We start from the raw sequence: 24499 nt of genomic DNA, 5'->3' as shown, positions 1-24499 counted from the left end.
GTGCTGCGCACGGGTGTTGCGCTCCCGCTCCGCGGGAGCGCTGGTGGGTGGCTGCGCCACCCACACAACCCCGGTGCTGCGCACCGGGGTTGACAGTCCGTCCGCTTCGCTCCCGGACCAGCGGGACTGCGTCCCGCTACCAGGCCTTCGCTTCGCTCCAGCCTGGTTGGGCGGGTCTGCTGCGCTCCCCCGCCTGACGGCCCTTCCGGCTGCGCCTCCAGAACCGTTAGGCCCGCTGTCGCGGGCCGGGCTGGCTACGAGGGGGAGGGTCGCTCGTTTGTGTCGAGTTCCAATGTAGTGAGTGCATCAGATGCACCATGTACCGTTGGCGTAAACATGGGACACCCCCAACCACGTGGGGGCCAGAAACCGGGGAGACAACTTGAATTCGCTGAGTGTCGAAATGCGGCTCAAAGCGGGAGGAAATCCAACATGAGGTTACCGGATTGACGGCGCAGCAGATCCACGAGCGGTATGTGGCTGCGGGTGGCCTGGAAAACCGTGACGACCGGCCGTGGCCTCCCAGTGCAGGAGGAGCGGCTAGCCGCGGTCCGGCGGAACGAGCTGCGGCGCATCTGGACCCTGATGGGCGGCACAGCGTGGGACGCCTACTCCCCGAGAACGACGCCCAGGCGGACCGCTGGCGCCAGGCGCTGCGGGACCGTCAGGAAGGCGAGGGCGGTGGGGCGGTGGAGTCTGACTCCGGGCTGATCCGCTATCGGATCGTGGCGCAGCAGACCGACCCGGCTCACCCCGGGGCCTCGGTGGTGACGAACTACACCTACGGCAGTCGGTTGAGGAGGCCGTGGCAAAGGTGCGCCGGGCGAAGGAGAAGCCGGGTGGCCTGTACGGGGACCAGGGCTTATACCGCGTTGTGGAAGCCGTCGAGGAGAGCCCGCAGAGCGAGGCTCGTCAACTGCAGGCCGCTCGCGGGCGGTTCCTCACTGCGGTCATGGATGCCGCTGTTGCCGCCCTGGACGACCAGTCGGCGTCTGCACACCCGGAGCTGGTCGACGTCCTGTCGGAGTGTTTCTTCGACACCGTCTTCACAACGAGCCATCGTCTCCCCCGACAGCAGAGAGGAGCACGCTCAGCTGTACGCCAGGGACGGGCAGGTCCTGTCCCGCCTTCTCCTTGCCCACCTCGCCCCTCACGGCCTGGACATGGTGGAAGCCGACACCCGGCCCTCCGTGCGTCTATTGGAAGCCGAGGGCCGGCGCCCTCGCGATGACGAGGACAGCGAGGCCCCGGCGGAGCTCATCGAGCAGGTCCTCGCCGTCTGCGAGCAGCACTACTCGGCCGTGACCGGCACCAGCTCGGAGCAGTGGGACAGGGAGTCGGCCCGGGAGCTCGTGGACGTCGCCCTGCGGACCGTGCGCATGGCGGAGCGGGAGACCTACCCGCAGGCGTTGGAGGCGTACCTGCACGAGCACCGGGCGCGGCTGGAGCGGCTGTGGCGCCGCTACGGGCCCGGCGGCCTGTTCGCGGGCGAGCTCGTGCTGATCGACCTGCCAGGGTTCCTGGTGCTGTGCGAGAGGATCGAGACGTCCCCGCTCTGACTCGAAGGGATCTGGGCGAAGCACGGCCAGGAGGAAATCGCGCTCGAAAGGCTTCAGAACAGCTGGCTGTACGACATGGGGGAAAGAGACGGGCGATGAGCAGGGTTCCACTCAAGAAACACCAGGTAGATCAGAAGTCGGCCTTTCGTAGGTGGGTCGGATTTCCTGCAAGGTCATCTGTGCCCCCTCAGGGTGCCCGTGGCACGATCGTGTCAGCGACCGGCTCGGGTAAAACGATCATGGCTGCCGCGAGCGCGCTGGAGTGCTTCCCCGAGGGACGGATCCTCGTCACGGTGCCGACCCTGGACCTGCTCGTGCAGACCGCCCAGGCGTGGCGGGCGGTGGGTCACCGCTCCCCCATGGTCGCGGTGTGCTCGCTGGAGAACGACCCGGTCCTGAACGAGCTGGGGGTGCGCACCACCACCAATCCCATCCAGCTGGCCCTGTGGGCCGGCTCGGGGCCCGTGGTCGTGTTCGCCACGTACGCCTCTCTCGTGGACCGCGACGACTACGAGGCCCTCCAGGAGCAGGAACGCCTCTACGAGCCATGGCAGGGCAGCGGAGGCGGCACAGCGCGCAGGAAGACGCGCGGCCCGCTGGAGGCCGCTCTGGAGGGCGGACAGCGCCTCTACGGCCAGCAGATGAGCGGTTTCGACCTCGCCATCATCGACGAAGCCCACGGAACCGCAGGCGATCTTGGCAGGCCCTGGGCGGCGATCCACGACAACGCCCGCATCCCCGCCGACTTCCGGCTGTACCTGACCGCGACCCCGCGCATCCTCGCCGCGCCCCGCCCACAGAAGGGCGCGGACGGCCAGGAGGCGGGGATCGCGACCATGGCCGACGACCCCGGCGGCACCTACGGCGCATGGCTGGCCGAACTCGGGCTCTCCGAGGCGATCGAGCGGGAAATCCTCGCCCCCTTCGAGATCGACGTCCTGGAGATCCGCGACCCCTCCCGGGTGCTCGGCCTGCCGGAGGAAGCGCTGCGGGGCCGGCGACTGGCCCTGTTGCAGACCGCCCTCCTGGAGCACGCGGCGGCGTACAACCTGCGTACGGTCATGACGTTCCACCAGAAGGTGGAGGAGGCCGCCGCTTTCGCGGAGAAGCTGCCGCAGACCGCAGCCGAGCTGTATGTCAACGACGCCTCCGACGACCTGGCGCAGGCGGAGAAGCTGCCGAAGTCATCGATCGACGCGGAGTTCTACGAACTCGAGGCCGGCCGCCACGTACCCCCGGACCGGGTGTGGTCGGCGTGGCTGTGCGGCGACCACCTCGTGACCGAGCGGCGCGAGGTCCTGCGCCAGTTCGCCAACGGCATCGACGCGGCCGGGCGCCGGGTCCACCGCGCCTTCCTCGCCAGCTGTCGCGTGCTCGGGGAAGGCGTGGACATCACCGGCGAGCGCGGAGTCGAGGCCGTCTGCTTCGCCGACACCCGCGGCTCCCAGGTCGAGATCGTCCAGAACATCGGCCGCGCGCTCAGGTTGAACCGCGACGGCAGCACCAAGGTGGCCAGGATCATCGTGCCGGCCTTCCTGGAGCCCGGCGAGGACCCGCAGGACATGGTCGCCTCCGCCTCGTTCCGCCCCCTTGTGGCGGTGCTCCAGGGCCTGCGCTCGCATGATGAACGCCTTGTGGAGCAACTCGCCTCCCGCGCCCTCACCAGCGGGAAGCGCAAGGTCCACGTCCGGCGCGATGAGGACGGCCGGATCATCGGCGCCGGCGGCGAGGGTGACGGCGAGGACCAGGAGCACGACGACACCCAGGCCGCCGCCGAATCGGCCCTGCTCCACTTCAGCACTCCCCGGGACGCGGCGACCATCGCAGCGTTCCTGCGCACCCGCGTGTACCGGCCGGACTCGCTGGTGTGGCTGGAGGGCTACCAAGCCCTTCTGCGCTGGCGGAAGGAGAACGAGATCACCGGCCTCTACGCCGTGCCCTATGACACCGAGACCCAGGTCGGCGTCACCAAGGACTTCCCCCTCGGGCGGTGGGTGCACCAGCAGCGCAAGGCCCTGCGGGCGGGTGAGTTGGAGGAACGGCGCAAGGAACTGCTGGACGCGCCGGAGGCCGGGATGGTCTGGGAGCCCGGCGAAGAGGCCTGGGAGAACAAGCTCGCCGCACTCCGCTCCTACCACCGGGCCACCGGACACCTCGCCCCCCGCCAGGACGCCGTCTGGGACGATCCGGCCGGCGGCGGACCTGTGCCCATCGGGCAGCACATGGCCAACCTCCGCCGCAAGGGCCAGAAGAGCGGCCTGGGCAAGGACCCGGAGCGGGCGGCCGAACGCGCGGCGCAGCTGACAGCGATCGACCCGGACTGGAACTGCGCGTGGCCGCTCAACTGGCAACGGCACTACCGCGTCCTCGCCGACCTGGTCGACGCCGACGGCAGCCTGCCCGAGATCCAGCCCGGTGTGCTGATGGACGGCGATGATCTCGGCAGGTGGCTCGAACAGCAGAAGAATCCGGTCACTTGGGCACAGCTTTCCACCGAGCAGCAGGAGCGCCTGTCCCGGCTGGGCGTGACGCCCGCTGAGGCGCCTTCTCGTGCCCCGGCGGCCGTGCGGTCGACGAAGGGTTCGGGCAAGGCGCAGCAGGCGTTCCAGCGGGGCCTGACGGCCCTCGCGCAGTGGGTGGAGCGGGAAGGCGCGGACCGGCCGGTGCCGCGGGGCCACGCTGAGGAGATCGGGGTCGACGGCGAGACGGAGCCGGTGGTGGTGAAACTGGGGGTGTGGGTCTCCAACACCAAAGCCCGGCGCGACAAACTCACCGCCGACCAACTCGCCGCCCTCGCCGAACTCGGTGTCGACTGGGCAGGCACAGCACCGAAGCAGGCCGCCCCGGCACCCACGGACAGCGGCCTGGCTCAGCCCACGCCACCGGAGGTGCCTGCGCAGGGGCAGCGTGTCCCCCACGCCGACACGCTGACGGACGAAGAGCGTGAAGCCGAGGCGGCCCGCGGCCGGGAACGCATGCGGCGCCTCACGGAACTGATGCGGAAGCACACCAAGGCCGAACTGCTGCGCATGGCCTACGCGGGCGGCCTGGTGAACCACAACTCCCCCGAGAAATGGCGCAAGGACGAGATCGCCTCCGCCGTCGTGGACAACGAGCTCCGGGCAGCGGCCCGGTCCGGAGTTGACCGGCCTCCCGCCCCGCCGAAGCGGCCGCCGGTGCGGCACCACCACGACGAGTGCGACAAGACGGTGTACGAGGGCGGCGCCTGCATTTGCGGCATCATCGGGCAGTATGGGCCGCCCTTGGAACGGGAGGACTCCTCCTGAGACGGCCTCTCACCGCTTCCCCACCTGACCCCGCACCTGTCGAGGACCGGGGTCTCGTGCTGTGGCTCGGCAGGCGGCTATCGCCCTACGCGTCCCAACCGGTGAGCTGCTGGCGGTAGTCGGAGTTGAGCCGGTCGATCTGGATGTCCCCGTCAGAGGTCAGGACGTAAGGCTGGTGCGCTCCCATGTCGGCCAACAGATCGGCGACGAGGGCGTAGGCCGCGACCACGGCCTCCCGCTTGTCGGTGACGATGGCGCCAAGATCCACCGTGGTCTGTGCTGGGCTTTGCGGGAACGGTGCAACGTGGCCGTCCCTCGGGTAGGCCTCCTCGGACGCGGCCAGGCGCACGGGCCTGTCGCTGCCGTCGAAGCGGTGGAATGTGACGGACAGCACCAGGTCACCGACTGCTCCGGTCTCCGCCGCCCAGGCTGACGCAGCCTGAACCAGAGCCACGAGATCGAGTTCGAGCCCACGGTGATACCCGGTCAGAGGCCCAGGTGCGGGTGCGCGTGGAGGCGACCGCCGCCCCGGATCACCTGGTCATCCTGCGAACCTGCTGGAAGTGCCGCCCTCGGTGACTCTCCTGCTGAGAACGGCTTCGCTCAGGTCGTTCGGCTGTGCGGGAAAGGTGCTGGCGCCGCGGCGGACAAAGTACTCGGGCTTGTCGCGTGTGTCGGGCGTGGACAGCCCGTAGGGCGGGTGTGTGCCCGGCGATACCTCAAGGACCAGGATCAGCTTGCCGTCGATCCTGTAGTCCCGGGCCTCCACGTGGGGCATCGGAAACACGGTGCCCCGCACCAGGTCGACCAGGTGGTCGCGTAGCTTGGGAGGCGGATTGTCCTCGTTCACGCCGGTGACCGTGACCTCATCACGATTGATGCCGAAGACCATGGTTCCGCCGTCCCCGTTGGCGAATGCCGCGACGGTCTTCAGGGTCCGCCGGCTCTGCTTGGTCGGGAGGTACTCCTTGACGACCTGGGGTCCCTCGCCGGAGGCGATGAGGGCCTCGATGCGGACCTGCGGCTCGACTGGCACCTCGATCTCCACTCCTGCCCGGTCCAGATCGCCCGTCCAGCCGGACCCAGGATCGATCGAGCGGTAGTCGAGCCACATGGTGCCTCGCTTCAGCCACAGCCACGCGTGCGCAGGCAGGCCGTGCGCGAGCGGGAACGTGACCTCGCCCGCCGCTTCGAGCCGACGGCTGCTGCGCTCGGATTCCCCGAACAGCTCGAGTTCCGCACCGTTCACACGGCTGCCTTCCACGGCAACGGCCATCTGCGTCGGGGTCACGTGCACGCGGCCGAGCCAGGCGCCGTCCTCGGCGAAACGCAGCCGGGCCAGGTCGTCGGGCGGGCCCTGCGCGCCGATGAGTGAGAAGTCGCCCTCGGAAAAGGCGCGCCAAGCGCTGTTGGGTTCCGGGAACGACGGAACGCCCTCGCCCACCAGGATCGTCTGCGGCACGTTGCGCGATCCTCGGTCTGCTGGCGCGATCGTGACGTCCGCTGCCGGGACCGGCAGCGGAGCACGTTCATGCCGGGCGTGGCTGGGGTGCCGGTTTTTGTGTGCGGGGCCAATCGCTGCCGGAACCGATACGGCAAGAGGCCCGAGAGCGAGAGCCGAGCCTGCCTCCGGTGAGCACAGGCTCGCCAGCGCCGCTGCGGGCACACGGCACGCAACGAAGGCATGGTCCTGGTATTCCCACAGGGCTTCCGACCACTGGGGCGGCTCGGCCCCGATGAGCGCCCAGCAGTGATAGAGCCCCCATCCGGTGCCTGCTCGCACAGCCATCGCCCGGACGTAGGCATCCTGCTCGCTGGTCTCCAGGTCGCGGCGGAGGGTGTCGAGATCGATGCTGCGGGCGTTCATGCCGCGTGTCCCCTTGCTCAGGTGCGAAGGCGAAACCGGCTCGACCTCGCCACTCGTGTGAAGAAATCTAGTGCGCAAGCCGCAGCCGACAAACCGAATACCCTCCCGCCGACAGCCAGTTGGCGCCCGTTGCGCAAGCTGCTGGGGACGGCGGCCCACCGACGCGCAACACCGGTGAGCGCGCGTGGTCCCACGGGACGCCCGCGCCGCCTATTGCGCCCAGGAACGCACGTCAAATGCGACCGGAGGTCGGGGCGTTCGTCACTGCGGCCGGGTCAGAGGTCGAACTCGAGGTGCTCGATGTCGGTGAAGCGGACCTCCTCCAGGGACCCGGCGCGGCGGCCGTTGTCCTGGAAGTACACCTCCTTGAGCGCTTCGGCGGCGATCTGCTGGAGCTGCTGGTCGGTGGCGCCCTGCTCCTGGGCGTCGAAGAGGCGGGCCACGTATTGGGGCGGCAGCGCGACCGTCAGATGCCGCAGCCGGTCCTCGTCCGTCGTCCCGATCGGCGCCGTGTAGCCGATCCGTGCGCGGGTGTCGATGACGATGCCGCCGGTGGTCGCCGCCTTCTGCCGCGCCTTGGCGCGGATCTGCGGCTGCCACCGCTTCTTCACCTCGCCTTCCAGGCGGGCGGCGAGGTCCGGGCGGGGCTTTTTGATCTGGTCCTTGACGTACCGTTCGACGGTGCGCTGGGAGATGCGCAGCATCTGGGCGACTGCCTTGGTGCCCTTGAGCTGCTTGACGAGGTACCGCATCTGCGCAGGCGCGCTCTTGGGCGCCGGACGGGTGAACGCCTTTTGCACCGCGGCGTCCAGACTGTCCCCGAACAGGCTCATCGTGGTCTACCTACTCCCCGGTGTCCTGATCGGTGACGGTGCCGTCCTTGATGTACCGGGCGAGATTGAGTTCCGGGGCGTTGAACTGCTCGCGGATACCCTCGCCCCACAGCACGCTCTGGGTGCCCTCCCACTTCACCAAGCCCGGGTTCACTCCGAGTTTGAAGCCGCCGGGCAGCGGTTTGCCGTCCCGGTAGGGCAGGAAATCCAGCGGCGACGGCCCGTCGGACGCGTAGACGGCGCAGTCCGAGAGGACGGCTACCGGGTACTGCCCGGTGAATGCGGCGTGCTTGACGATCTTGCGGTGCATGTTGATCCGGGTCCGGGAGATGACGGCGGCGCGGATGTCCGGGCGCCAGGTGGGCCGGGCAAGAGCCTGCCACGGCTGCCCGGGCTTCCAGCCCTCCCCGCGCGGGCGTTCGCGCAGCTTGCCGATGCCGCCCTTCACGGTCGCCTTGATCGCGGACACCACGATCGCCAGCTGGGGGTCACGCTGCCGGTAGCCGTCCATCGCGGCGAGGAAGTCGGCCGGCGGCATGTCCGTGTGCACGCCGAGGTCGGCCATCGTGGCGAGGTAGGCGTCGCGCAGCCGGTTGTACCAGGCGTCCAGGTAGCGGCCGTTGTCGTAGCGCACCCATGCCTCGATCGGCGTGACGTCGTAGCCGAGTTCCACCGCGTACGCCACCGTCGGCGTCGCGTACCAGGCCGGCCCCTTTGGGCGCTCGCCTTTCGGTGTGAACGGGCTGGGCAGCAGCTCGGCGTCCAGGTCCGCCCACTTGTCCTTGGCGAGCTTCACGCGGGACAGGTCGACGTGGCTGAGGTCGACCAGCCAGGAGCCGGGCAGTTTCGGATCGAAGACGGGGTTGTTGACGTGTGTCGGCGCGCCCAGGCCGACGTTAAGGCCGTTCGTGCCGGCGGCGAAGGCCATGTTGATGTCGATGCCGACCAGATAAGGGCGAAGGCATTCGGCGTCGGTGAGCGGGCGTGCCCAGTCGTACGCCTCCTCCACCAGGACCTCGGCCGGGGTGCGGTGGTGGAAGCGCGGTAGGCCAGCGAGGAGCGGGTGCCCGTCGGGTGCCTCGCACGGCGCGCAGTCCACCGGATCCCTGCCCAGCGAGCCGGGGTTGTGCTCGGAGTGCCGCTTGCCCGTCGCGTCCGGTTCGGAGGCGCGGGTCGGCGGGTGCAGGGCGGTCATCAGCTCCAGGCCGGTCACGGCGGTCGATCCGCGCGGCGTCATCACGCGGGCCGCATACGTGCCCAGCAGCCGGGCCAGTTCCGCCGGCGGCAGCTGCCCCGCACCGGCCCAGTGCCGGGTGTCGAGCGCGTCCCACGACGGGATGCACAGCTGCACGCAGGACCGCTCCGCGCCCTGCGCGGGGCGGTAGATCCGCGCCCACGGCCCGAAGCCGCGCTTGGTCAGCTGCCAGTTGGCGCGCGTCAGCTGCTTGATGACCTTGTGGCCCTCCGGCAGCCGCCCGGCCAGGCGCTCCTGGTGGGTGAGCGTGACGGGCAGGCCGTAGTACTCGCACGCGGCCTCGGTCAGCACGATCAGCGGGTCGGCGTCCTTGCCCGGCCCGGACAACTTCGGCTGGCCGAACTGCCCTTCGCGCAGCGTCCACTCCACCAGGGCCGGGATCGCCTTCGCGGTTACGTCCAGGACCCGGCCGCCGACGCAGTACGCCAGCACCTGGCCGTCGGTAACGTCGACGACCGCGAGCGGACCGTTCTCGAAACGCGGATCGGCGCCGCCCACCGTGGTGCTGGCGGGGGTGGCCTTCTTCGTGGCCGGGCGCCGCGACATCGACCCGGTCGGGGTCGCCGGGCGCGGTACAGGGGCAGGGGCAGCGGGGGGCAGTGCGGGGTTCGCGGGCTCCGCAGCCGGGCCTGTGGGTGCGGTGCGGGCTTGGGCCGGTTCCACCGCCGATGGCGCAGCGGCCGGGACGGCAGGCGTCTTGGGGATCGCCGTGTCCTCAGGGGGCACCGGAGCGCCTACGGGGTAGAGCTGAGCGAGTTGCTTGAGCATACGGGCGTAGGCGTCGCGCTCCGGCGGCCGCGGCTCGGTCTTGCCGGCCTCCCAGCCGCTGACCGTCGCCCGCCGCACCTGCAAGGCAGAGGCCACCTCGTCCAGCGTCAGGCCGTGCGCCTGGCGCAGCCGCTTGCGTTCCGCCGGGGGCGGCAACGGGGAGCGGGACGCGATGAGCGCGTCGACCGCGTCGAACAGCTCGGACATGCAGCACCTCCAGTACCGCCACCCTAGCGTGAAGCGCACATTTCGCGTACCAAACGCGTACGAACTGCGTATGAAACGGTGCGTCGCCCGGGCAAGACGGACGCTGCTCGACCGGCTGCGTGGGCACGCGAACCCTACGGAGCGGCGATCAGGTTCAGTGAGACGAGTTCAGGCTCGAGAAGAGGACAGCAGGGCCATTAGCCGAGGACCCGCAGGGATGTCCCGCGTACGCCGGAACTGGCCAAAGACAACGGGCGAGTGTGAAAGACCAGAGGGAGCAGACGGCCGCTGCGCGGCGGCAGAACGCCTCGGGGGCGGACATGGGGAAGATCGCCAAAGGGCTTGAGCGAGCGCTGCTGACCCGTCCGGCGCCTACTGGTGACGCCGCTGTGCGTTTCCCGCTCAGGGCGGAGAAGGGCTCCACGAAGAACGTGGCTGTCCTCCTGGGGATCTCCCAGCGCACAGTACAGAGATGGGTCACGACCCGGCCGGGAATGCGCCGCCGTCCCACTGCTGTGCATGCGGGGTTGATCGATCAGGCCGTCAGGGCACGGTGGCAGCCCCTGGTGCGCGCCCGCCGACGGCCCGGGCCGAGGCCGACGGGTTTGTCTTCCACACCACCGGCGCGGTTCGGATTCGCCGCTCCGGCAGGCTCGTCGGACGATCCGCGGGTACGGCTGATCACCCAGTACCTGTCGGGAGAAGCGGCCCGCGAACTGTTCGCCGCCCGGGACGCCGGCCGGGGGGTGAGCAGCAGCAGATGGTGATCCCCGCCCGTGCTTTGGGGCATGCCTACTTCCGGGACGGAGGACTGCGTGCCCACGGGCTCGCAATCGCCTTCACCGACGTGAAGTCCGCCGATTCCTCCATCGCCTGACGTGCACGCCGGTTCGAACTCAGAGCGAGGGCGGGATCTGGTGCCGTGTCAGCATCGTGTCACAGCGCTGTGCTTCCTTTCGTTCGCACCAGTCCCACCGGATGCGGCCGACAGGGCCGGTGCGCTGACCGACAGGCGGCTGCGGCGGGCGGAGCCTGGCCGCCTCCGCCATTGCGTAGCAGGTGGGGGCCGTCGCGGGGGCCGGCCAGCAGATGCTGGTCCCGGCCCGGCCCGGCCCGGCGCGAGCCGGGCCGAGGACACGGCGGCCTACAGGAAGACACGCGCCCACGGCGGCACCCGGTGCGAGGCGCAGCCGTCGGTGCAGCGGGCGCGGTCGTGCACGACCAGGGTGACCGCGGCGGCGTCGTAGTCGCCGGGGCGGGCGGCGGCGAATTGCTGGAAGGAGGCGCCGGTAAAGAGCGCGGCGGTGAGGGCGGCGGCCAAGCGGGGGCGGGCGGTCACGGTGGACAGGCGTCGGGCGACTTCCTGGACTGCCTGCTCGGTGAGGGGTGTCGGTGGCGGACGGTGCCGGAACGTGATCGGCGGCGGCACGCACGGGGCGGTACAGGGGGCAGGGCTGTCGTAGGAGACCAGGCGGTCCACTGCGGGCAGGGTGAGCCACCGGTTGGCCGGCCGGGCGGGCTCCTCCGCAGGCTGGGGTACGGGAGCGGTTGTGCCGTCGTAGTGGCGGCGGACGGCCTGGAAGTCGGCGGTGATGGCGTAGTCGGCCGTCTGCAGGGCCTGGTGCAGGGCGGCGGGCAGGTGAGGGCGGTGGCAGACCAGGGTCAGGTGGATGCCGGTCAGGGCGCGCAGTTCCAGGAGGCACATCGTGCGGCGGGCGGTGAGGCGGTGGGCGCGCAGGACGGCCAGCCGGTGCACGGGCAGGGCGGTGATCCAGGCGGTGGCGGCCTCCCAGGCGGGCTGACGGCCTGTACGCCGACGGATCGTTTGCGGTTGCTGCCGCAGCCACATCCCACGGGGCCCCCTCTACTCCTTGGCGGCTTCGCGGACGGTACGGCCCTCGCCGCGCGCGGCCATGGCGTCGGCGGTCGTCTGGTACGGGGTGGGCCCGAAGACGCGCTCACCTCCGGCGTCGACGACCCCGTACTGCGTCTAGTTCCTCTGGCAGGCGCACGGCATGGGTCAGTTCCCTTCTTGCTGCTGGGCAGCGCCGGCGGCGAACTCGGCGCGGACAGGCGCGAGCCAGGCGGTGAGTCTGGCGAGTTCGGCCCGCGCTGCGGCGGCCCGCTCGTCTTCGCGGGCCTTGAGGGCGTCGGTGAACTGGTCGAGGAACGCGGGTGTCAGGAGCGCGGCCGTGACCTCGCCGACAAGGCCGGCCGGGGCCTGCTCGCTGCTGCGGCCGTGCTCCGGTTCCGGCGCGGTGATCGTCCCCGCCGGAGGCTGGTCGGCGGTGGTGGTCTCGTCGATGACGGCTGCGGCGGCGGTCAGCGCCAGGTTCGACCGGTCGATGACTGCTGCGGCCGTCAGCGGCGACGAGTGCCCGGGGACCGGCACGGAGAGGACGGCGCGGAGCTGCCAGCGCCCGTCCGGGCCCTGCGTCATGTGGTAGCTGGCCGGCAGGCCTGGAACACGGTGCGGTCCCACGGTGACAGCCAGGGCGCGGCGGCACCGGAGAACCACATGCCGCCCTCGTTGACGCCGACCGTGACAACCGCGGCGACGGTGCGGGTGTCGTCGAACTGGCAGACCGCCCTCTCGCACTCGTAGCCGTCTCGGTGGTGGCCGACGTTCATCGTCATCGCGCCCGCGCGGACTTCCGTCCCGTCGCCGGGGCGGAACCTGGCCCTCAGGAAGCGGCTCAGGTCGAGGCCCCGGGCGGCGAGCCTCTCGATGGTGACGTTCCGGCCGTGCACGGCGTGCGCGACGCCGGCCTGTGCGACCCAGCCGTAGGCGCGGCCATCGACGATGCGGACGCCGCCGCTGCCTGAGGGCAGTTCCGCGGGGGTGGGCTCGCGGAACCAGTCGGCGGGCATGGGCTTCTCGGCCTGCATGATCTGCCAGGCGGAGGCGACGAGTTCGGCGCCGCGCTGGTCGTACAGGGCGTCGAGTGCTGCGGCGGCGGTCGCCTGGTCTTCGGCTTGGGGGTCGTCGTGCGCTGGCGGGTCCAGGTCGCCGTCTGCGGCAGCCGCGATCTCACCCTCGGGCAGCGTCGACGCTCCGGCGTAGAGGCCTCGGGCGATGCGTACGACGTGGCCGGTCTCCAGGGCGCGGGACAGGTGGGCGTGGACGCGTTCGAGGCTCAGGCTGAGCTGGTGGGAGAGGTGGCGGGGCGCGACCGGGGTCGGGGAGCTGCGCACGTAGGTGACGACCCGCTCGTGGTCGTCACCGGAGGAGGCGACGATGGGCGCTGCGGCGGTCTGTTCGTCGGGCGGGTCGAGGACGATGCGGGCCTTGCCATAGGCGGGCATCGACACGAGGGTCGCGCCGCGCGCGGGTGATGCGTAGGAGGTAGTCGCCGGACTTCTCCTCGTGGAAGACGACGCCCTGGTTCGGGTCGGCGTCGCCGGCGGCCGCGGTGAGCCGGTCGGCGAACACGCGGCGGCCGGTCGCGCCAGTGATGGTGCCGCCGGGGCTGGTGAACAGCATGACCGTGCGGGCGCTGTGCGCCATCTCGGCACCGGAGGCGGTCCAATCGGCGCGGGAGCGGCCGGTGAGCATCCACGCCCCGTCTTCGAGGCGCATGACGCTGGCGGAGGCGAACGAGGCTTCCAGGAACGGCGGTCCCTTCACCATCGCTCCGAACATCCGCGACGAGTTCAGATGAAGTGTTCGCCGCCGCGCTAGTGCGCTGATCTGCGCAATCGGCGCCAACTGACCTGCCTTGAAGCCAAGTTCGCACAAGGGTGATTCGCCACGGTTGCCGGTTCCACACCGCACAATGTTCCCGGCGGCCTTTCGGTGCCGCCGCCACAGCGGCGGCGGCCCCCTGCTCGCAACAGGAGGCCACCGACTTCGACAGCAAGAACCGCCAACCAGCAGGAGGCAACGATTCCTACCGACAACGAGCCTACGGGCTCCCACCGTCAAAGCAATGCTGACCAGCACCTTGAGGGTCCCCCCTCTGGGTGAGAAGCCGCACACCAGGCGGCTGAGCCCGGCCCGGATGCGGGCGCGTCGACTGCTGGACACCGCAAGCGACGAGCCCGTGCGCCTGGTGGTGAAGGCGTCACTGACCGGGCTGTCCGCGGGGGCGATCTACTGGTTCGAGCGCCGCTGAACGGGACCGCCTGGACGTGCCCGAGGTACCCCCAGGCGGCCCTCCCCGCCAAAGAATCTGAAGACGGAGTCCATCGCCGAAGACGAGGTCGACATCATCTTCACGCCTATGACATGCGATTCCGTGATCAACGGCCACCACGTACCAGTGCAGTCGAGCCGAAGCACTTCAGTTTTCCGCGCACACGGGAGTCTTTGTCGCCGTCTCAGGGTCTCCGGGATACAAAAAGCTCCCACCGCCAAAACCTTGTTCGTCCGTCTCCTTGAGTCCGGATGAGGTCCTTGCCCAAGTCTTACCGTCCCGATCAGTGAATCGCGCCCACTTGACCATCGAAGAGCCCAGTGCAAGCCCATCGGCACCTCGTTGCAGGGCCCATGTGAGCTCAGTGCAAGGCGCCACGGCCGTAACTATGATGCCTCCGAAATCGCTGGGCTCTGTCGTCACACCGGGACCGGAGTACTTGATCAGTAGATCCGTTACGGGGTCGGGCGAACGGTTCGCGAAGTGCAGTATCACCGTTCCCTTCACCGGCTTTTGCTCCACCCAGTAGGTGACGCGCATCGCCTGCTCGCGAGCTTCACGCTGGGCGTCTTCCCGGGCTTGATCAAGCTGGTCCCTTGAGACCGCCGCTCCGTAGTACGTAGCAATGCCCGTGAAAGTGAGGCCACCGATTGCCGCCAGGGCGCCAACCACGGTGCCGACGTGGACCCACGGGATCCGCTTCCACCACGGTTTCCCGGGTTCGGGCTCCCCCTCAGGAGCGGGTTCGGGCTCGGGTTGCGGCGCGGGCACCGGTTCTTGTTGGTCATCCTGTACCCGGATCCGCGCACGGACCCGGGCGGGTGCTGTGCGCCGGCGCGCCAGACGAAGCCGGACATGCCTCTGAGTTTCGCTGGTCACTCGCCCCCCCTTGTGCCACCAAGAGCGTAGAGGCTGGCACAGCTCCACCTCTCGAATTGCTCGCCAACCGATCCTCCGTCCGTACGCCGACGCCGCGCTACTCGGTCGGCCGCCTGACTGCCCGCCCGGCTGCGGCGCGGTGGGGAGCGGGGCGTGGACGATGACGCCCTGGCTGGCCTCGGGGACCAGCCCGTCCACGAGGATGCAGGAGGCGTCGATCCGGCCGGGGCTGTCGGGGTCAGTGGGCTGCCACGTCGCCCACTCCCGTTCGAGGTCGGTGAACACGCCCCGGAAGCGCACCTTGTCCTGCACCACCTGCTGGGCGATCGGCTCCGCCCGGAGCAGCTTGCCCTGTTCGGCTCGTACGGGGGCGATGGCGGGCATCAGCACGTTCTTGGGTATGTCCCCCTCGTTCTGGAGCTTCTCCCATGACGTCTGGATCGCCAGGACACACATGTCGCGGCCGAAGTTCCACTCGACGTATAGATCGACGCGTTCGTGCGGTGCGCGAGCCGACAGGCCGCCATGGACCAGTCGGCCGACGACACGGGCGCAGACACGTCGTCGGTGACCCACACGCGGCCGTCGCCGAGGAACCCGCCGATGACGCCGGCAACGTCCCGGCCGCCGCCGGACGGGTCGATCGAGACGGCGATCCTCTGCGGCTCCACAGGGGTGGTGATGTCCCGCAGCAGGCGCAGCAGTTCCTCCGACACCAGCGCTCCTTCTGCAGGCTGGGGATCGCCCTGGTAGAGGGCATGCCAGTTTCGAGCGGGCCCTGGTGTGTGCAGCTGCAAGGCGGAGGAGGACGTCGACGCGGAGCGTCGGCAGCCGGCGACAACGCCGCAGATGTGCGTGCCAGGGCCCACGACCCAGGCGAACCGTCAGACACGCCCTACCTAGTGGTACTTCGTTAGGTTCTGGTGTTCTGGTGAGGGGGCGGCCGCAGGTGGTGCAGGTGCCGCTCCAGCACCGCAGCAGGTCCCGCAGCGCGTCGAGGACCTGGTAGACGCTCAGGCTGTCGTGCGGGCTTTTGAGTCGTAACGCCGCATCGCGAGGAAGGCCCGCACGGCGGCGACGAGGGTGACGTGATGGTGCCGGCCCCGCCACGTGCGGCCCTCCAAGCGGTCCAGACCCAGTCCGTGTTTCAGCTCCCGGTAGTCGTCCTCGATGCGCCAGCGCATCTTGGCGAGGCGCACCAGGCCCGCGATCGGGGTGGTGACGGGCAGATTGGCCATCCAGTAGCCGGTGGGCTCCGTCGCCGTCCCGGGCTGTTCGACCACCAGCGTCCGCAGCGGCAGCACCCCGGCCCACTGGCTGCGCCCGCCGGCCTGTTCCTGCGCGGCGCGGGTGACTTCCTCGCCCGAGAGCCGCACCTCGAACACCGCAAAGCGTGAGGTCATCGATCCCTCGCTGCCCTGGCGCCAGGTGACGGTTTCGAAGCCGGTGCCCGCACCGACCAGGACCGTAAGGGGCGGGCCGGCTCGCGATAGCGGGGCAGCGTGGGCGGGCCCAGTCCCTGGTAAGGCGGCAGATACGGCTCGGCACCGGCCGGGCGGGCGATCCCCTTGGGATCCACGGCCACCACGTAGGACCAGCCGCGTTCCTCCACGCCCAGACGGAAGGACACACTGCGGCCATACCCGCAGCCGGCCACGATCACCGGCACCGACCCAAGCCAGCCGTCCAGCCTCTCCAGCAGCCCCAGCGCCAGACGGGACTTGCTCACATACCCCACCGCATCGGGCACACCCGCAGCCAGACGCCGCCGGGCGTCGTGGGCCCATTCCTCGGGCAGGAACAGCTCCCATTCCAACGGGCAGCAGGCGGCGTCGGTGGCCGCATGCACACTGACGGCGACCTGGCAGTTGGCCCGTTTGCCCAACGCTCCGCAGTACTGCCGGCCCCCCCCACCACCACCGACACCCGCCCGCACTTGGGAAACGACACAACCTCGATGACCCACACCTCGGGCTTGATCACTTGGACCAGCCGCCCGGCGATCCGCCGTCGCACCGGCGTCCACTGCCAGGGCGACCGGCTGACGAACTGCTGCAAGACCTGCATGCTCCCGTCCGGCAGCCGCTGCGCCATCGGCTGGATCGACTTGCGCCGGCCGTCCAGCATCAGCCCCCGCAGACAGCACTCACCCTTGGCCCGCCGATCCTTGCACGGCACCGAGGCGAACACACCCTCCACGAACAACCTCAACGCGGCCCGCAATCGGTCCACGTCACGCATGTCCACGCACCCAACATGCTCTTGATCAGCGCACACGCATACACCTAACGAAGCACTACTAGGCAGTGGTCGCCGGGTGGGCGTCGGTGACGGCGGCGATGAGGCGTTGGGCGAGGCGCTGCAACGTGGTGGTGGACTCCCAACTCATACTGAAGGGCAGATAGACGCCGTAGGTCTTCTCGATGTCGTCCACCAGCTGGGTGAACACCACCGCGTCGAAGCCGTCGATCTCGTTCACGAGCACCTCGGGCAGGATGGCCACTGCCCCGATGCCGCTGTGGTGGGCGATACGGGCGGCGAGCCAAGACTGGATCTCGCGCTCCGTGGGCGGAAGTTGGGTCGCCGCGTGGTCGGATATCTCCGTGTCGTGCTCCGAGCCGATCGTCCTGTTCACCAGGCTCAGGAATCGACCGGGGGTGTCGGCATCGACGACCTCATCCTCGTCGAAGGTCACGCCGTACTCACGCTCCAGCATGCCGACGACCTGGAGCAGTGCCAGGGAGTCGTAGCCGATTTCGACGAAAGGCACATCGGCGATGTCGCCGCCCAGGTCGACGCCTTCCTCCACACCTGCGCATTCCGCGAGGGTGGACTTCAACCAACCCATCTCGAGGGGGTGTCGATCCTGCCGATCGGCCTTCGCCGCCAGGGTGGTGAGGCGCTGGCGCACCACCTCCACGTCCCGCCGATAGACCACGTTGCCGGGCTCGCCGTCGGCCAGCTCCTCGGAAAGTGTGAGACTTCGGCGGTACAGCTCGCGGGCGCGCTGTGCGTCGGCGCGGCCGGCCGCCAATTCGGCCAGGCGTGCGCACCCGAGAGCGACATCGCGCCGGTACATGGCGTTGGCCGGCTCCTCGCGCGCCAACTCCTCGCGAATCCACAGGGATTGACCGAAGCGCCGCTCCGCACGGCCGAGATCGCCCTGTTCGCGGTGGAGTTCACCGAGTCTGCCGTGACCCACGGCGAGATCGCGCCGGAGTACGGCGTCCTCGGGGGAGCCGGCGAGCAGGGTCTCGGTGATGGACAGGGCGTGGCCGTGATGGGCCAGCGCCTCGGCGATACGGCCCCGGCCACGCAGCAGATCACCCAGGCGGATGTACGCCACACCGGTGTCGCGTTGGAGTTGCCGGGCTTCCTCCTCAGGCTGCACTCCGGGCTCCGCCATGGCCCGCAAAATGCCGAGGGAACAACGGTAGCGGCGCTCACTTTCGTCCCAGTCCCGGGCCAGGCGGGCGAGTTCGCCGAGTCGGTCGTGCGAGACGGCCGCCGCGCGCAGGAAGATCCGGTCGGTCGGGACGGCGGCGAGGAGTTCCTCAATGTGCCGCAGAGCCTGTAAGTGCCGTTCGGCGGCCTGCCGGAAATCACCTCGGGCGCGTGCCGCCTCCCCCAACCTGCCGTACAAAGCGGCCAGTTCGGGGCACGGCCGACGCGTCGGGTACATATCGGCGCATTCCTCGTACAGGTCACGGGCGCGCTCGTACAGCGCCTCACCCACACGCCCACCGCCGGCCGACCGTGCCAGGTCGCCGAGGCGCAGGCAGGCGTGCGCGAGGTCGACGCCCTCAACACCGGCGGCCGTCTCGGCGAGCACCGGCCCGTCCAGGCAGCGCAGCAGACTCCCAGCGAGTTCCGGGCGCGCGGGGTGCCGGGCGGTGCCCCTCGCTGCGATCGTGGCCCGCTCGACCAAGTCGGACAGTCGTGCGGTCAGGGCGCCCGCGACAGCCGGGATGACCGTGGGCGTTGCTGCGGCAAGTCGCGCCAACACGTCCAGCGCGTGGGCAACTTGAGTGTCATGCGGAAGCCCAAGCACCGCTTCGAGCAGCGGCGGACGCGCCCCCGACACGGCCCCGGCATGCTGCTCCTGCGCCAACTCGCCCGCCAGGAAAGCCTCGCCCAGCCGGTCGGGGCGCAGCGGGTTGAGCAGGGCATCGCCACTGTAGGCGTCGGCGAGCCAGTCCACGACCATCTCCCGGTCGTCGATCCCAAGGTCCGGGAGGGCCGCGGCGAGCAGGGCATGGGCCTGTGTTCCATCGGCCGCCGCGGCGAGCGTGGCAGCCGCGACAGCCCGGCGCCGTGCCGCGCCTCCGAGTCCAGGGACAACCGGCGCGGTGGTATCCCAATACCGGCGCTCATGGCTCAACACCCGCTCCACACCAGGCACTCGATCGCCACCCCAGCCACCCCCGAGGACGGTGTCGTACGCCTCGAAGAGCACATCCAAGGGGCGCCCGTACGCACCGCCCGTCAGGTCGGGGCGGGCGGTGTCGAGTGTCGGCAAAGTGACGCCCCAGGCCTCGGCGAAGGCGTAGACGGCGCGGTCGTGGAGTGTCGCGCGTTCCTCAAGGTCGAGTGGGCGCACGGCAGCCGTGACGTCCTCGGCATGATCGACGACGGCGCGCAGCGCGGCCGGGGCGTCCTCGTCGAGGCGCGTCAAGGGTGCCCGCGCCGATGCGCCCCGCCCTCGAGTGAGCAGCAGGACACGTACCGGGGCCGCAGGCGACGCGTGGGCGCTCAGGATCTCCAACAGGCCGCACAGGGACGCCGTGTCGACGGCCTCCGCGTAGTCGACGATCGCCAGTCGGGGCAGGGCGAGGGCCGCGAGGGCGCCGGTGTCCCGTTCGCGGCCCCACAGTCCGCTGACCCAGCCGCGTGCGAGGGTGCGCCGTGCCAGCTCCAGGGCGAAGCGGGTCTTTCCGGCCCCGCCAGGCGCCGCCACCTGGGCCAGAGCGATGGCCTGCGGTTGTTCGCACCAGCGCTCGATGTCGGCGAGTGCGTCGTCGCGGAAGGCGTACGGCACGATGCCGTAGTCGGCACGCAGGAGATCGGCGGGGCTGGTCCTGGGGCCGCGATTGAAGGTGCCCCAAGGGCGACTCAGGGCGGTGTGACCGGGGTGATCACGCATGGGCAGGACGCGGTTCCAGGAGGCGCGGTCGGCGAGGAACGTCTCCTCGTTGCGAGCGAGTAACTCTCCGCCCCAGGCCGCCAGTTCGTCCTCGGGGTGCGTGCCGGGCAGGAGGGCGGAGATGGGGGTCGCCCAACCGCCGAGATCGCCGTCGATGTCACGCGATGCGGTGATCACGGCGACCACGGCGCGGCTGCGCGGGCACACCAGCGGCGCTCCGGACAAGCCCGGGCTCGCCTGCCCGCCCTTCAACCGGAGGCTGCCATCCCCCTCGACGCCTTCGCAGCGGAAGGTCGCGGGTGAGCCGTGGGGCGCGATCCCGTATTCGCGACGCGCGAACCCCCAGGTCCGGCAGTCCTGCTCGGGGTCCGGGTCGGTCGGGGCGAGGCGGACACACGGGTGCTCGGGCAGCGGGACCGTGGTGATGCGCAGCACCGCCAGATCGGGGAAGGGCCACAGCGCGCCCTCGGTGCGGGGCCGGGACCGGGCAACGACGCGCGCACTCAGCTTCAGCTCGTGCTCCTGATCGGACCTCCCCTCGTGCGTCGTCTCATACGCGGTGGCTGCCGCGACCAACTCCACGACCTGCTCGTCCCCTACGACATGGGCTGCGGTGAGCACCAGGCCGGGCGCGGCGAAGAAGCCGGTGCCGAGGATCCTCCCGGCCTCGCCGACCACTTTCACGACGTGGCGCCGCAGTTCGCGATCCCCGTCGGGGTGCGCGGACCCGCCCATGGTCACGACGCTGCGGCGCCGTCGGTGTCGTACTTCCAGGTCAGGGTGATCTCCAAGGATGCCGAGCCGCCGCCTTCGACCAAGAGCCCGGAGAGCTTTCCGGTCTTGGTCGACAGGTTGACGCCGAAGCTCACGGTGGCCTCGGCGGGCTTGGCGCTCTCCCATGCGGCGGACAGATGCCCACCCACGGCCTCGATCATGTCGCGTACGCCGTCGAAGGACAGCGCGTCCCCCAACCCGACCGGCTGTGGACCGCCGCCGTCTGACACCTCCGCGTAGAACTCGGTGCCCCCTGCCCGCACCAGAATCGGCTGTCCCATGCCGTCCTCCGTATCCACCGCTCGGCTGTCAATGCCCCCTGCATGGACGGTGATTGTGTCCTGCCCACCGGAGCACGGGCAACGCCTGGCCGGTCTCGTGTGCGTGCCTCTGTCGCATCTCACGGCAGGCCGGACCACCTGTCCGGCGTACGACACCCCCGCGCCTAAGCCGATCAGCAGGGCCAACTCGCCGGGCAGGGCAGGGTGTTCGACGAGGAGGCGGTCCATGGGGAGGGGGATGGACACCGCCGAGAACCTCGAAGAGCCTCAGCAAGGCACCGCAGGAGTGCACGGCCATGCGGTAGAGGTCCACCCGAAACGCAGACGGTCCCCGCCCTGGGTTCGCCAGACGGGCGGGGCCATCGTTCTCGCCCACCATGTCAGGGCCCTGACCCGCGCCGACCTGCTCTGAAGCCATGACCCAGCGGTCCGTGATCTTCGGCGACAAACCGTCTTCCGTGACCGAGAACCGCCCGTCAGACTGGGCCCCATGCGTAGCGATCAGGGGGACGCATGGAGTTAGAGCCCACCGAGCTGTCGGAGGCCATCAAGGCAGTTCGCGCCGAACTGGCCGCGGCGCAGCAGGATGGGGACGGCTCCCCGATCCGGTTCACGGTCAAGGACATCGTGCTGGATCTCGGCATCGAACTTCGGCAGACCGCCTCGGCCGGAGGCGGGGTGAAGGCCCTCGTCGTCTCCGCCGATGCCCGCGGTGAACGCGCGAGCACCGCGACGCACCGCATGACCGTCACCCTGCAGGTCGAGACCGGCCCTGGCGGCCGTGACGTGCTCATCGGCGATGAGGGACGGGGCCTGGACCCGTTGCCCGCTCCCCCGGCAGGAATGTAGGCCGGGGGCAGGGACGTACTGGTGGAGCTGCGGACCGTCGAAGTCGTCAACGCCCGGGTCCCGATGTTCGGGTCAGGCGCCTTGGTCGCGCCGGGGCTCGTCCTGACCGCGTACCACGTCGCCTGTCCGGGCGGGGACAGGCAGCCCGTCACCGTCCGCGACGAGGCCGGCCGGACGGCCGAGGCCACGATCGCATGGTCGGACGCGGAACTGGATGCGGTCCTGCTGGAGACGGACCGCACCGTGCTGGGTGCGGGCCTGCCGGTGGGGCGAGCTGACCTGCGACTACCCGGACGCGCGACCCGTGTGCTCGATGACTGGCCTCCCCCGGCCATGCACCGGCCGCATCCCACGAACCCGGACGCGTTCGTGGGCGATCCCATGACGGTCGACGGGAACATCAAGCCGGCCACCGGATCCCGGCGCGGCTACTACGGCTTCGAACTGGTCAACACATCGATGGAATCAGCCGAGTTGTCCTCGTCGCCGTCCAGGCCGTCACCGGCGCCGAACAGCTGAGCAACGCACAAGCCGCCGTCACCGCAGGCTTCGATGTCCACCACAGCGGCTTCCCCGACGCCGCAGCCAACGACCGGGCCTGCTGGCAGCGTACGAGGACATCCTCACCGCCGCCTACCCCTCCGGTGACGGAGCCCACTGGGGATCCATGGGCCCCGACCTCCTCGGCACCGCCCTCGTGGCGGAAGTCGAAGAGAAGAGCGGAGGGCAGTTCATCGAACGTCTGCTGCCCCACCCCTACCTCGCAGAAGACCAACAGCACCGGGCCCTGACCGTCCTCGCCCGCGCCGCGCCCACCCAGCCCGCACTTGCCGAAAGCACAGCCCGCGCGGTGGCCGCCGCACCCGACACCCTCCTGCCCCTGGCAGCCAGAACCGTCACCGCCGAACTCGACCCGGAGATCGCACGACCATGGCTGCGCAACCTGCAAGACGCCATCGCCGAACAGGCACAACATCCCGACGCCGAACCGGACACCTACGCCTGGGCCGCCGACCTGGTCAGCGCCTCCCTCACCCACCTCGAGACCGGCCTTGACGACTACTTCAACTCCCCCGACTGGGAGCCCCCGCACAGACCGCCGGAGACCGAGGACGGCCTGGAGGACGCCGTCGACGATCCCGGCCACGAGGAGCCAGACCGGGAGCCAGACGACGCCGGCGAGGAAGAAGACCGGGTGAGCGCGGACGGAGAGGACGATCCTGTCGGCCCACCCGTCGATCCGGCCGGGACAACCGAGGCCCCGCGCCCCGGCACAGCGTGATCGTCCGCACGATCACAAGCCGGGCCGCACGGACTGCCCTCACCGCCGCCGCCCTCGTGCACCTGGGCTTCGTGGCCTTCGTGACCGGCCACGTCGCCTACTGGAAGAAGTCGTGGATCCAGTGCGGCCCGTTCAGCACGAGCGCGAGCGGCGCCAGGATCACGACCCCGGCCTACCCGACCAGCGACTCAGCGAGTCGGGCCTTCCGCGTCTGCGCGCAGGTGACCAGTGCCTCCCCCCCAGAGCGGCATCACCTGCACGCCCTGGTGGTAGTCCCCCAGCGGGCGGCGTACCAGGCCCGCGTACCGGGCCTTTGAAGCCCTATGGAGCCTTCCGCCGAGAGGCGACCGCCCTCCGCCCGTCGCCTCACACAGCCCCAGCTGGTCTCCCCCGTCCAGCCGGGGCTTCGCATTGCCCCGGGCCTGCCCCGCAAGGACCGAGGCTGAAGCGTGGACGGCAGCGTCTGCTTCTACGGCTTCGAATGCGTCAACCGCGGCGACGGCAAGGACGCTTGGCCGACGGCGCAGCTCGAGGCGATCGAACGCGTCGGCGCCGCGATCTGCCGTGCCCACGGTTGGACCGCCCGCAGCGTGATCGGCCACCTCGAATGGTCTCAGGACAAGATCGACCCGAAGGGCTTCTCCATGCCCGGGATGCGTGACCGCGTCGCGGCCCGCCTCACGTAGACGCCGAAGTCCGCGCTCGTCACCGGGTGAGTGAGCCCTGGGGCCCGTGGGGGTGCTCCGTTCGGAGACACCCCCACACGGGCGTCGCCTGGGGGCAACGCCCGAGAAGGATCCGATGCGTGACCGTCACCGGTGGCCCCGAGCACTACGAGGGCACCGTCGACCCGGGTCTTTGCGCCGAGGAGTGAGAGATGTTGGCCGAAATGGCCATTGCCGCCCTGTGACCAGCGGCGATGGAGTGGTTGATGAGGCTGCGTCTTACACGGAACAAGGGGCGCAGCGAACGGACGGGACGGACGGGGGAGCGCGGTGGCCTATGTGATGGAGTTGCCGCTCGACGAGGGCGGTGACGGGGCGGCTCGGGTCGTCAAGGTCGAGGTCCAGGAAAAGCCGGGAGACGGACTGGTCAAGGTGGCGCGGCCTGGGCAGGTCGTGGCCAGGGCGACCCGGTCCATGGGAGAGATGCTGTCCGAGCTCCGGCCCATGGCCCGGCAATTGGTCGACACCTTCAGTGAGCCGGTGCGGGGTCCGCAGGAGATCACCGTGGAGTTCGGTCTGTCGCTGTCGGCCGGCGCCGACATCGTGATCAGCAGCAGCACGGCTCAGGCACACTTCACCGTGACCCTCAAATGGGACCGGAGTGAGAACCAGGCGGAGGAAGCGGGTCGCCGGGCTGCCGAACCGGAGGGGTGA

The 24499-nt window shown here is 70.1% G+C and carries 22 protein-coding genes and 3 pseudogenes; 10 read left to right on the top strand and 15 right to left on the bottom strand.

The features are described 5' to 3' along the window. Positions 1-862: 862 nt before the first annotated feature. Positions 863-1000 (bottom strand): hypothetical protein, encoded by a 138-nt coding sequence (locus ACIBU0_RS35960; RefSeq protein ID WP_398827099.1) that lies wholly within the window; start codon positions 998-1000, stop codon positions 863-865. 163 nt (positions 1001-1163) lie between these two features. Here ACIBU0_RS35960 and ACIBU0_RS35955 point away from each other — a divergent pair, with 163 nt between their 5' ends. Then, positions 1164-1559 (top strand): hypothetical protein, encoded by a 396-nt coding sequence (locus ACIBU0_RS35955; protein ID WP_398827097.1) that lies wholly within the window; start codon positions 1164-1166, stop codon positions 1557-1559. A gap of 95 nt (positions 1560-1654) precedes the next feature. Next, positions 1655-4846 (top strand): Helicase associated domain protein, encoded by a 3192-nt coding sequence (locus ACIBU0_RS35950; RefSeq protein ID WP_398827096.1) that lies wholly within the window; start codon positions 1655-1657, stop codon positions 4844-4846. Positions 4847-4931: 85 nt separating this feature from the next. Here the strand turns inward: ACIBU0_RS35950 and ACIBU0_RS35945 are convergent, their stop codons facing one another. The 4 genes from ACIBU0_RS35945 to tap all read right to left on the bottom strand — a co-directional run bounded on the left by ACIBU0_RS35945 (position 4932) and on the right by tap (position 9776). Next, positions 4932-5300: a hypothetical protein gene (locus ACIBU0_RS35945; protein ID WP_398827094.1), complete on the bottom strand. Its 369-nt coding sequence runs from the start codon at positions 5298-5300 to the stop codon at positions 4932-4934. An 87-nt stretch (positions 5301-5387) separates the two neighbouring features. Next, positions 5388-6713, bottom strand: a complete 1326-nt coding sequence (locus ACIBU0_RS35940; RefSeq protein ID WP_398827092.1) for an RNA-binding domain-containing protein — start codon at positions 6711-6713, stop codon at positions 5388-5390. A gap of 275 nt (positions 6714-6988) precedes the next feature. Beyond that, positions 6989-7546 carry a telomere-protecting terminal protein Tpg gene (tpg, locus tag ACIBU0_RS35935; RefSeq protein ID WP_398827090.1) on the bottom strand — a complete coding sequence of 186 codons (558 nt, stop codon included), beginning with the start codon at positions 7544-7546 and terminating at the stop codon, positions 6989-6991. Between the two features lie 10 nt (positions 7547-7556). Beyond that, positions 7557-9776 (bottom strand): telomere-associated protein Tap, encoded by a 2220-nt coding sequence (gene tap, locus ACIBU0_RS35930; protein ID WP_398827088.1) that lies wholly within the window; start codon positions 9774-9776, stop codon positions 7557-7559. A 320-nt stretch (positions 9777-10096) separates the two neighbouring features. Between tap and tpg (ACIBU0_RS35925) the strand changes: the two genes are divergently transcribed. Next, a complete protein-coding gene (gene tpg / locus ACIBU0_RS35925; protein WP_398827126.1) occupies positions 10097-10543 on the top strand; it encodes a telomere-protecting terminal protein Tpg in 447 nt (148 codons plus the stop codon). A gap of 377 nt (positions 10544-10920) precedes the next feature. Here tpg (ACIBU0_RS35925) and ACIBU0_RS35920 read toward each other — a convergent pair whose 3' ends face one another. The 4 genes from ACIBU0_RS35920 to ACIBU0_RS35905 form a co-directional block, all read right to left on the bottom strand. Continuing rightward, positions 10921-11625 carry a hypothetical protein gene (locus tag ACIBU0_RS35920; RefSeq protein WP_398827086.1) on the bottom strand — a complete coding sequence of 235 codons (705 nt, stop codon included), beginning with the start codon at positions 11623-11625 and terminating at the stop codon, positions 10921-10923. A 171-nt stretch (positions 11626-11796) separates the two neighbouring features. Continuing rightward, complete coding sequence (locus tag ACIBU0_RS35915) at positions 11797-12216, bottom strand: hypothetical protein (RefSeq protein ID WP_398827084.1); 420 nt, start codon at positions 12214-12216, stop codon at positions 11797-11799. Beyond that, complete coding sequence (locus tag ACIBU0_RS35910) at positions 12213-13082, bottom strand: hypothetical protein (RefSeq protein WP_398827082.1); 870 nt, start codon at positions 13080-13082, stop codon at positions 12213-12215. Before ACIBU0_RS35910 ends, ACIBU0_RS35915 begins: the two co-directional genes overlap by 4 nt. Next, complete coding sequence (locus tag ACIBU0_RS35905; RefSeq protein ID WP_398827080.1) at positions 12997-13515, bottom strand: hypothetical protein; 519 nt, start codon at positions 13513-13515, stop codon at positions 12997-12999. Before ACIBU0_RS35905 ends, ACIBU0_RS35910 begins: the two co-directional genes overlap by 86 nt. A 190-nt stretch (positions 13516-13705) precedes the next feature. Here ACIBU0_RS35905 and ACIBU0_RS35900 point away from each other — a divergent pair, with 190 nt between their 5' ends. After that, on the top strand, positions 13706-13891 hold the full coding sequence (locus tag ACIBU0_RS35900) for a hypothetical protein (RefSeq protein ID WP_398827078.1): 186 nt from the start codon (positions 13706-13708) through the stop codon (positions 13889-13891). A 168-nt stretch (positions 13892-14059) separates the two neighbouring features. Here the strand turns inward: ACIBU0_RS35900 and ACIBU0_RS35895 are convergent, their stop codons facing one another. From ACIBU0_RS35895 to ACIBU0_RS35870, 6 genes and pseudogenes are all read right to left on the bottom strand, one after another. After that, positions 14060-15175 (bottom strand): hypothetical protein, encoded by a 1116-nt coding sequence (locus tag ACIBU0_RS35895; protein ID WP_398827076.1) that lies wholly within the window; start codon positions 15173-15175, stop codon positions 14060-14062. After that, positions 15175-15507: a hypothetical protein gene (locus tag ACIBU0_RS35890; RefSeq protein WP_398827074.1), complete on the bottom strand. Its 333-nt coding sequence runs from the start codon at positions 15505-15507 to the stop codon at positions 15175-15177. The genes ACIBU0_RS35895 and ACIBU0_RS35890 overlap by 1 nt, the downstream gene beginning before the upstream one ends. Before the next feature lie 297 nt (positions 15508-15804). Beyond that, positions 15805-17038 (bottom strand): annotated as a pseudogene (locus tag ACIBU0_RS35885) (IS701 family transposase). A gap of 52 nt (positions 17039-17090) precedes the next feature. Continuing rightward, complete coding sequence (locus tag ACIBU0_RS35880) at positions 17091-20669, bottom strand: phosphopantetheine-binding protein (RefSeq protein ID WP_398827072.1); 3579 nt, start codon at positions 20667-20669, stop codon at positions 17091-17093. Positions 20670-20671: 2 nt separating this feature from the next. Then, entirely contained in the window at positions 20672-20989 is a 318-nt protein-coding gene (locus tag ACIBU0_RS35875) for a CU044_2847 family protein (RefSeq protein WP_180291909.1), read from the bottom strand. A gap of 141 nt (positions 20990-21130) precedes the next feature. Further along, positions 21131-21235, bottom strand: a pseudogene (locus ACIBU0_RS35870) (ketoacyl-ACP synthase III); the annotation flags it as partial. Between the two features lie 267 nt (positions 21236-21502). Here ACIBU0_RS35870 and ACIBU0_RS35865 point away from each other — a divergent pair. The 6 genes and pseudogenes from ACIBU0_RS35865 to ACIBU0_RS35840 all read left to right on the top strand — a co-directional run bounded on the left by ACIBU0_RS35865 (position 21503) and on the right by ACIBU0_RS35840 (position 24499). After that, positions 21503-21838 carry a trypco2 family protein gene (locus ACIBU0_RS35865; protein ID WP_398827070.1) on the top strand — a complete coding sequence of 112 codons (336 nt, stop codon included), beginning with the start codon at positions 21503-21505 and terminating at the stop codon, positions 21836-21838. 21 nt (positions 21839-21859) lie between these two features. Continuing rightward, the gene (locus ACIBU0_RS35860) at positions 21860-22357 is read left to right on the top strand and encodes a trypsin-like peptidase domain-containing protein (protein ID WP_398827068.1); all 498 of its coding nucleotides are present in this window, start codon (positions 21860-21862) and stop codon (positions 22355-22357) included. Positions 22358-22505: 148 nt separating this feature from the next. Then, on the top strand, positions 22506-23120 hold the full coding sequence (locus ACIBU0_RS35855; protein ID WP_398827066.1) for a hypothetical protein: 615 nt from the start codon (positions 22506-22508) through the stop codon (positions 23118-23120). Continuing rightward, positions 23117-23437, top strand: coding sequence for a hypothetical protein (locus tag ACIBU0_RS35850; RefSeq protein ID WP_398827064.1), 321 nt, complete (start codon positions 23117-23119; stop codon positions 23435-23437). The genes ACIBU0_RS35855 and ACIBU0_RS35850 overlap by 4 nt, the downstream gene beginning before the upstream one ends. Before the next feature lie 129 nt (positions 23438-23566). Beyond that, a pseudogene (locus ACIBU0_RS35845) lies at positions 23567-23800 on the top strand (N-acetylmuramoyl-L-alanine amidase); the annotation flags it as partial. 315 nt (positions 23801-24115) lie between these two features. Then, positions 24116-24499: a CU044_2847 family protein gene (locus ACIBU0_RS35840; protein ID WP_398827062.1), complete on the top strand. Its 384-nt coding sequence runs from the start codon at positions 24116-24118 to the stop codon at positions 24497-24499.

The organism is Streptomyces sp. NPDC049627 (genome assembly GCF_044465645.1).
Classification (GTDB): Bacteria; Actinomycetota; Actinomycetes; order Streptomycetales; family Streptomycetaceae; genus Streptomyces.
The sequence above is the reverse complement of the archived record's forward strand: the minus strand, read 5'-3'. Positions and strand labels throughout refer to the sequence as shown.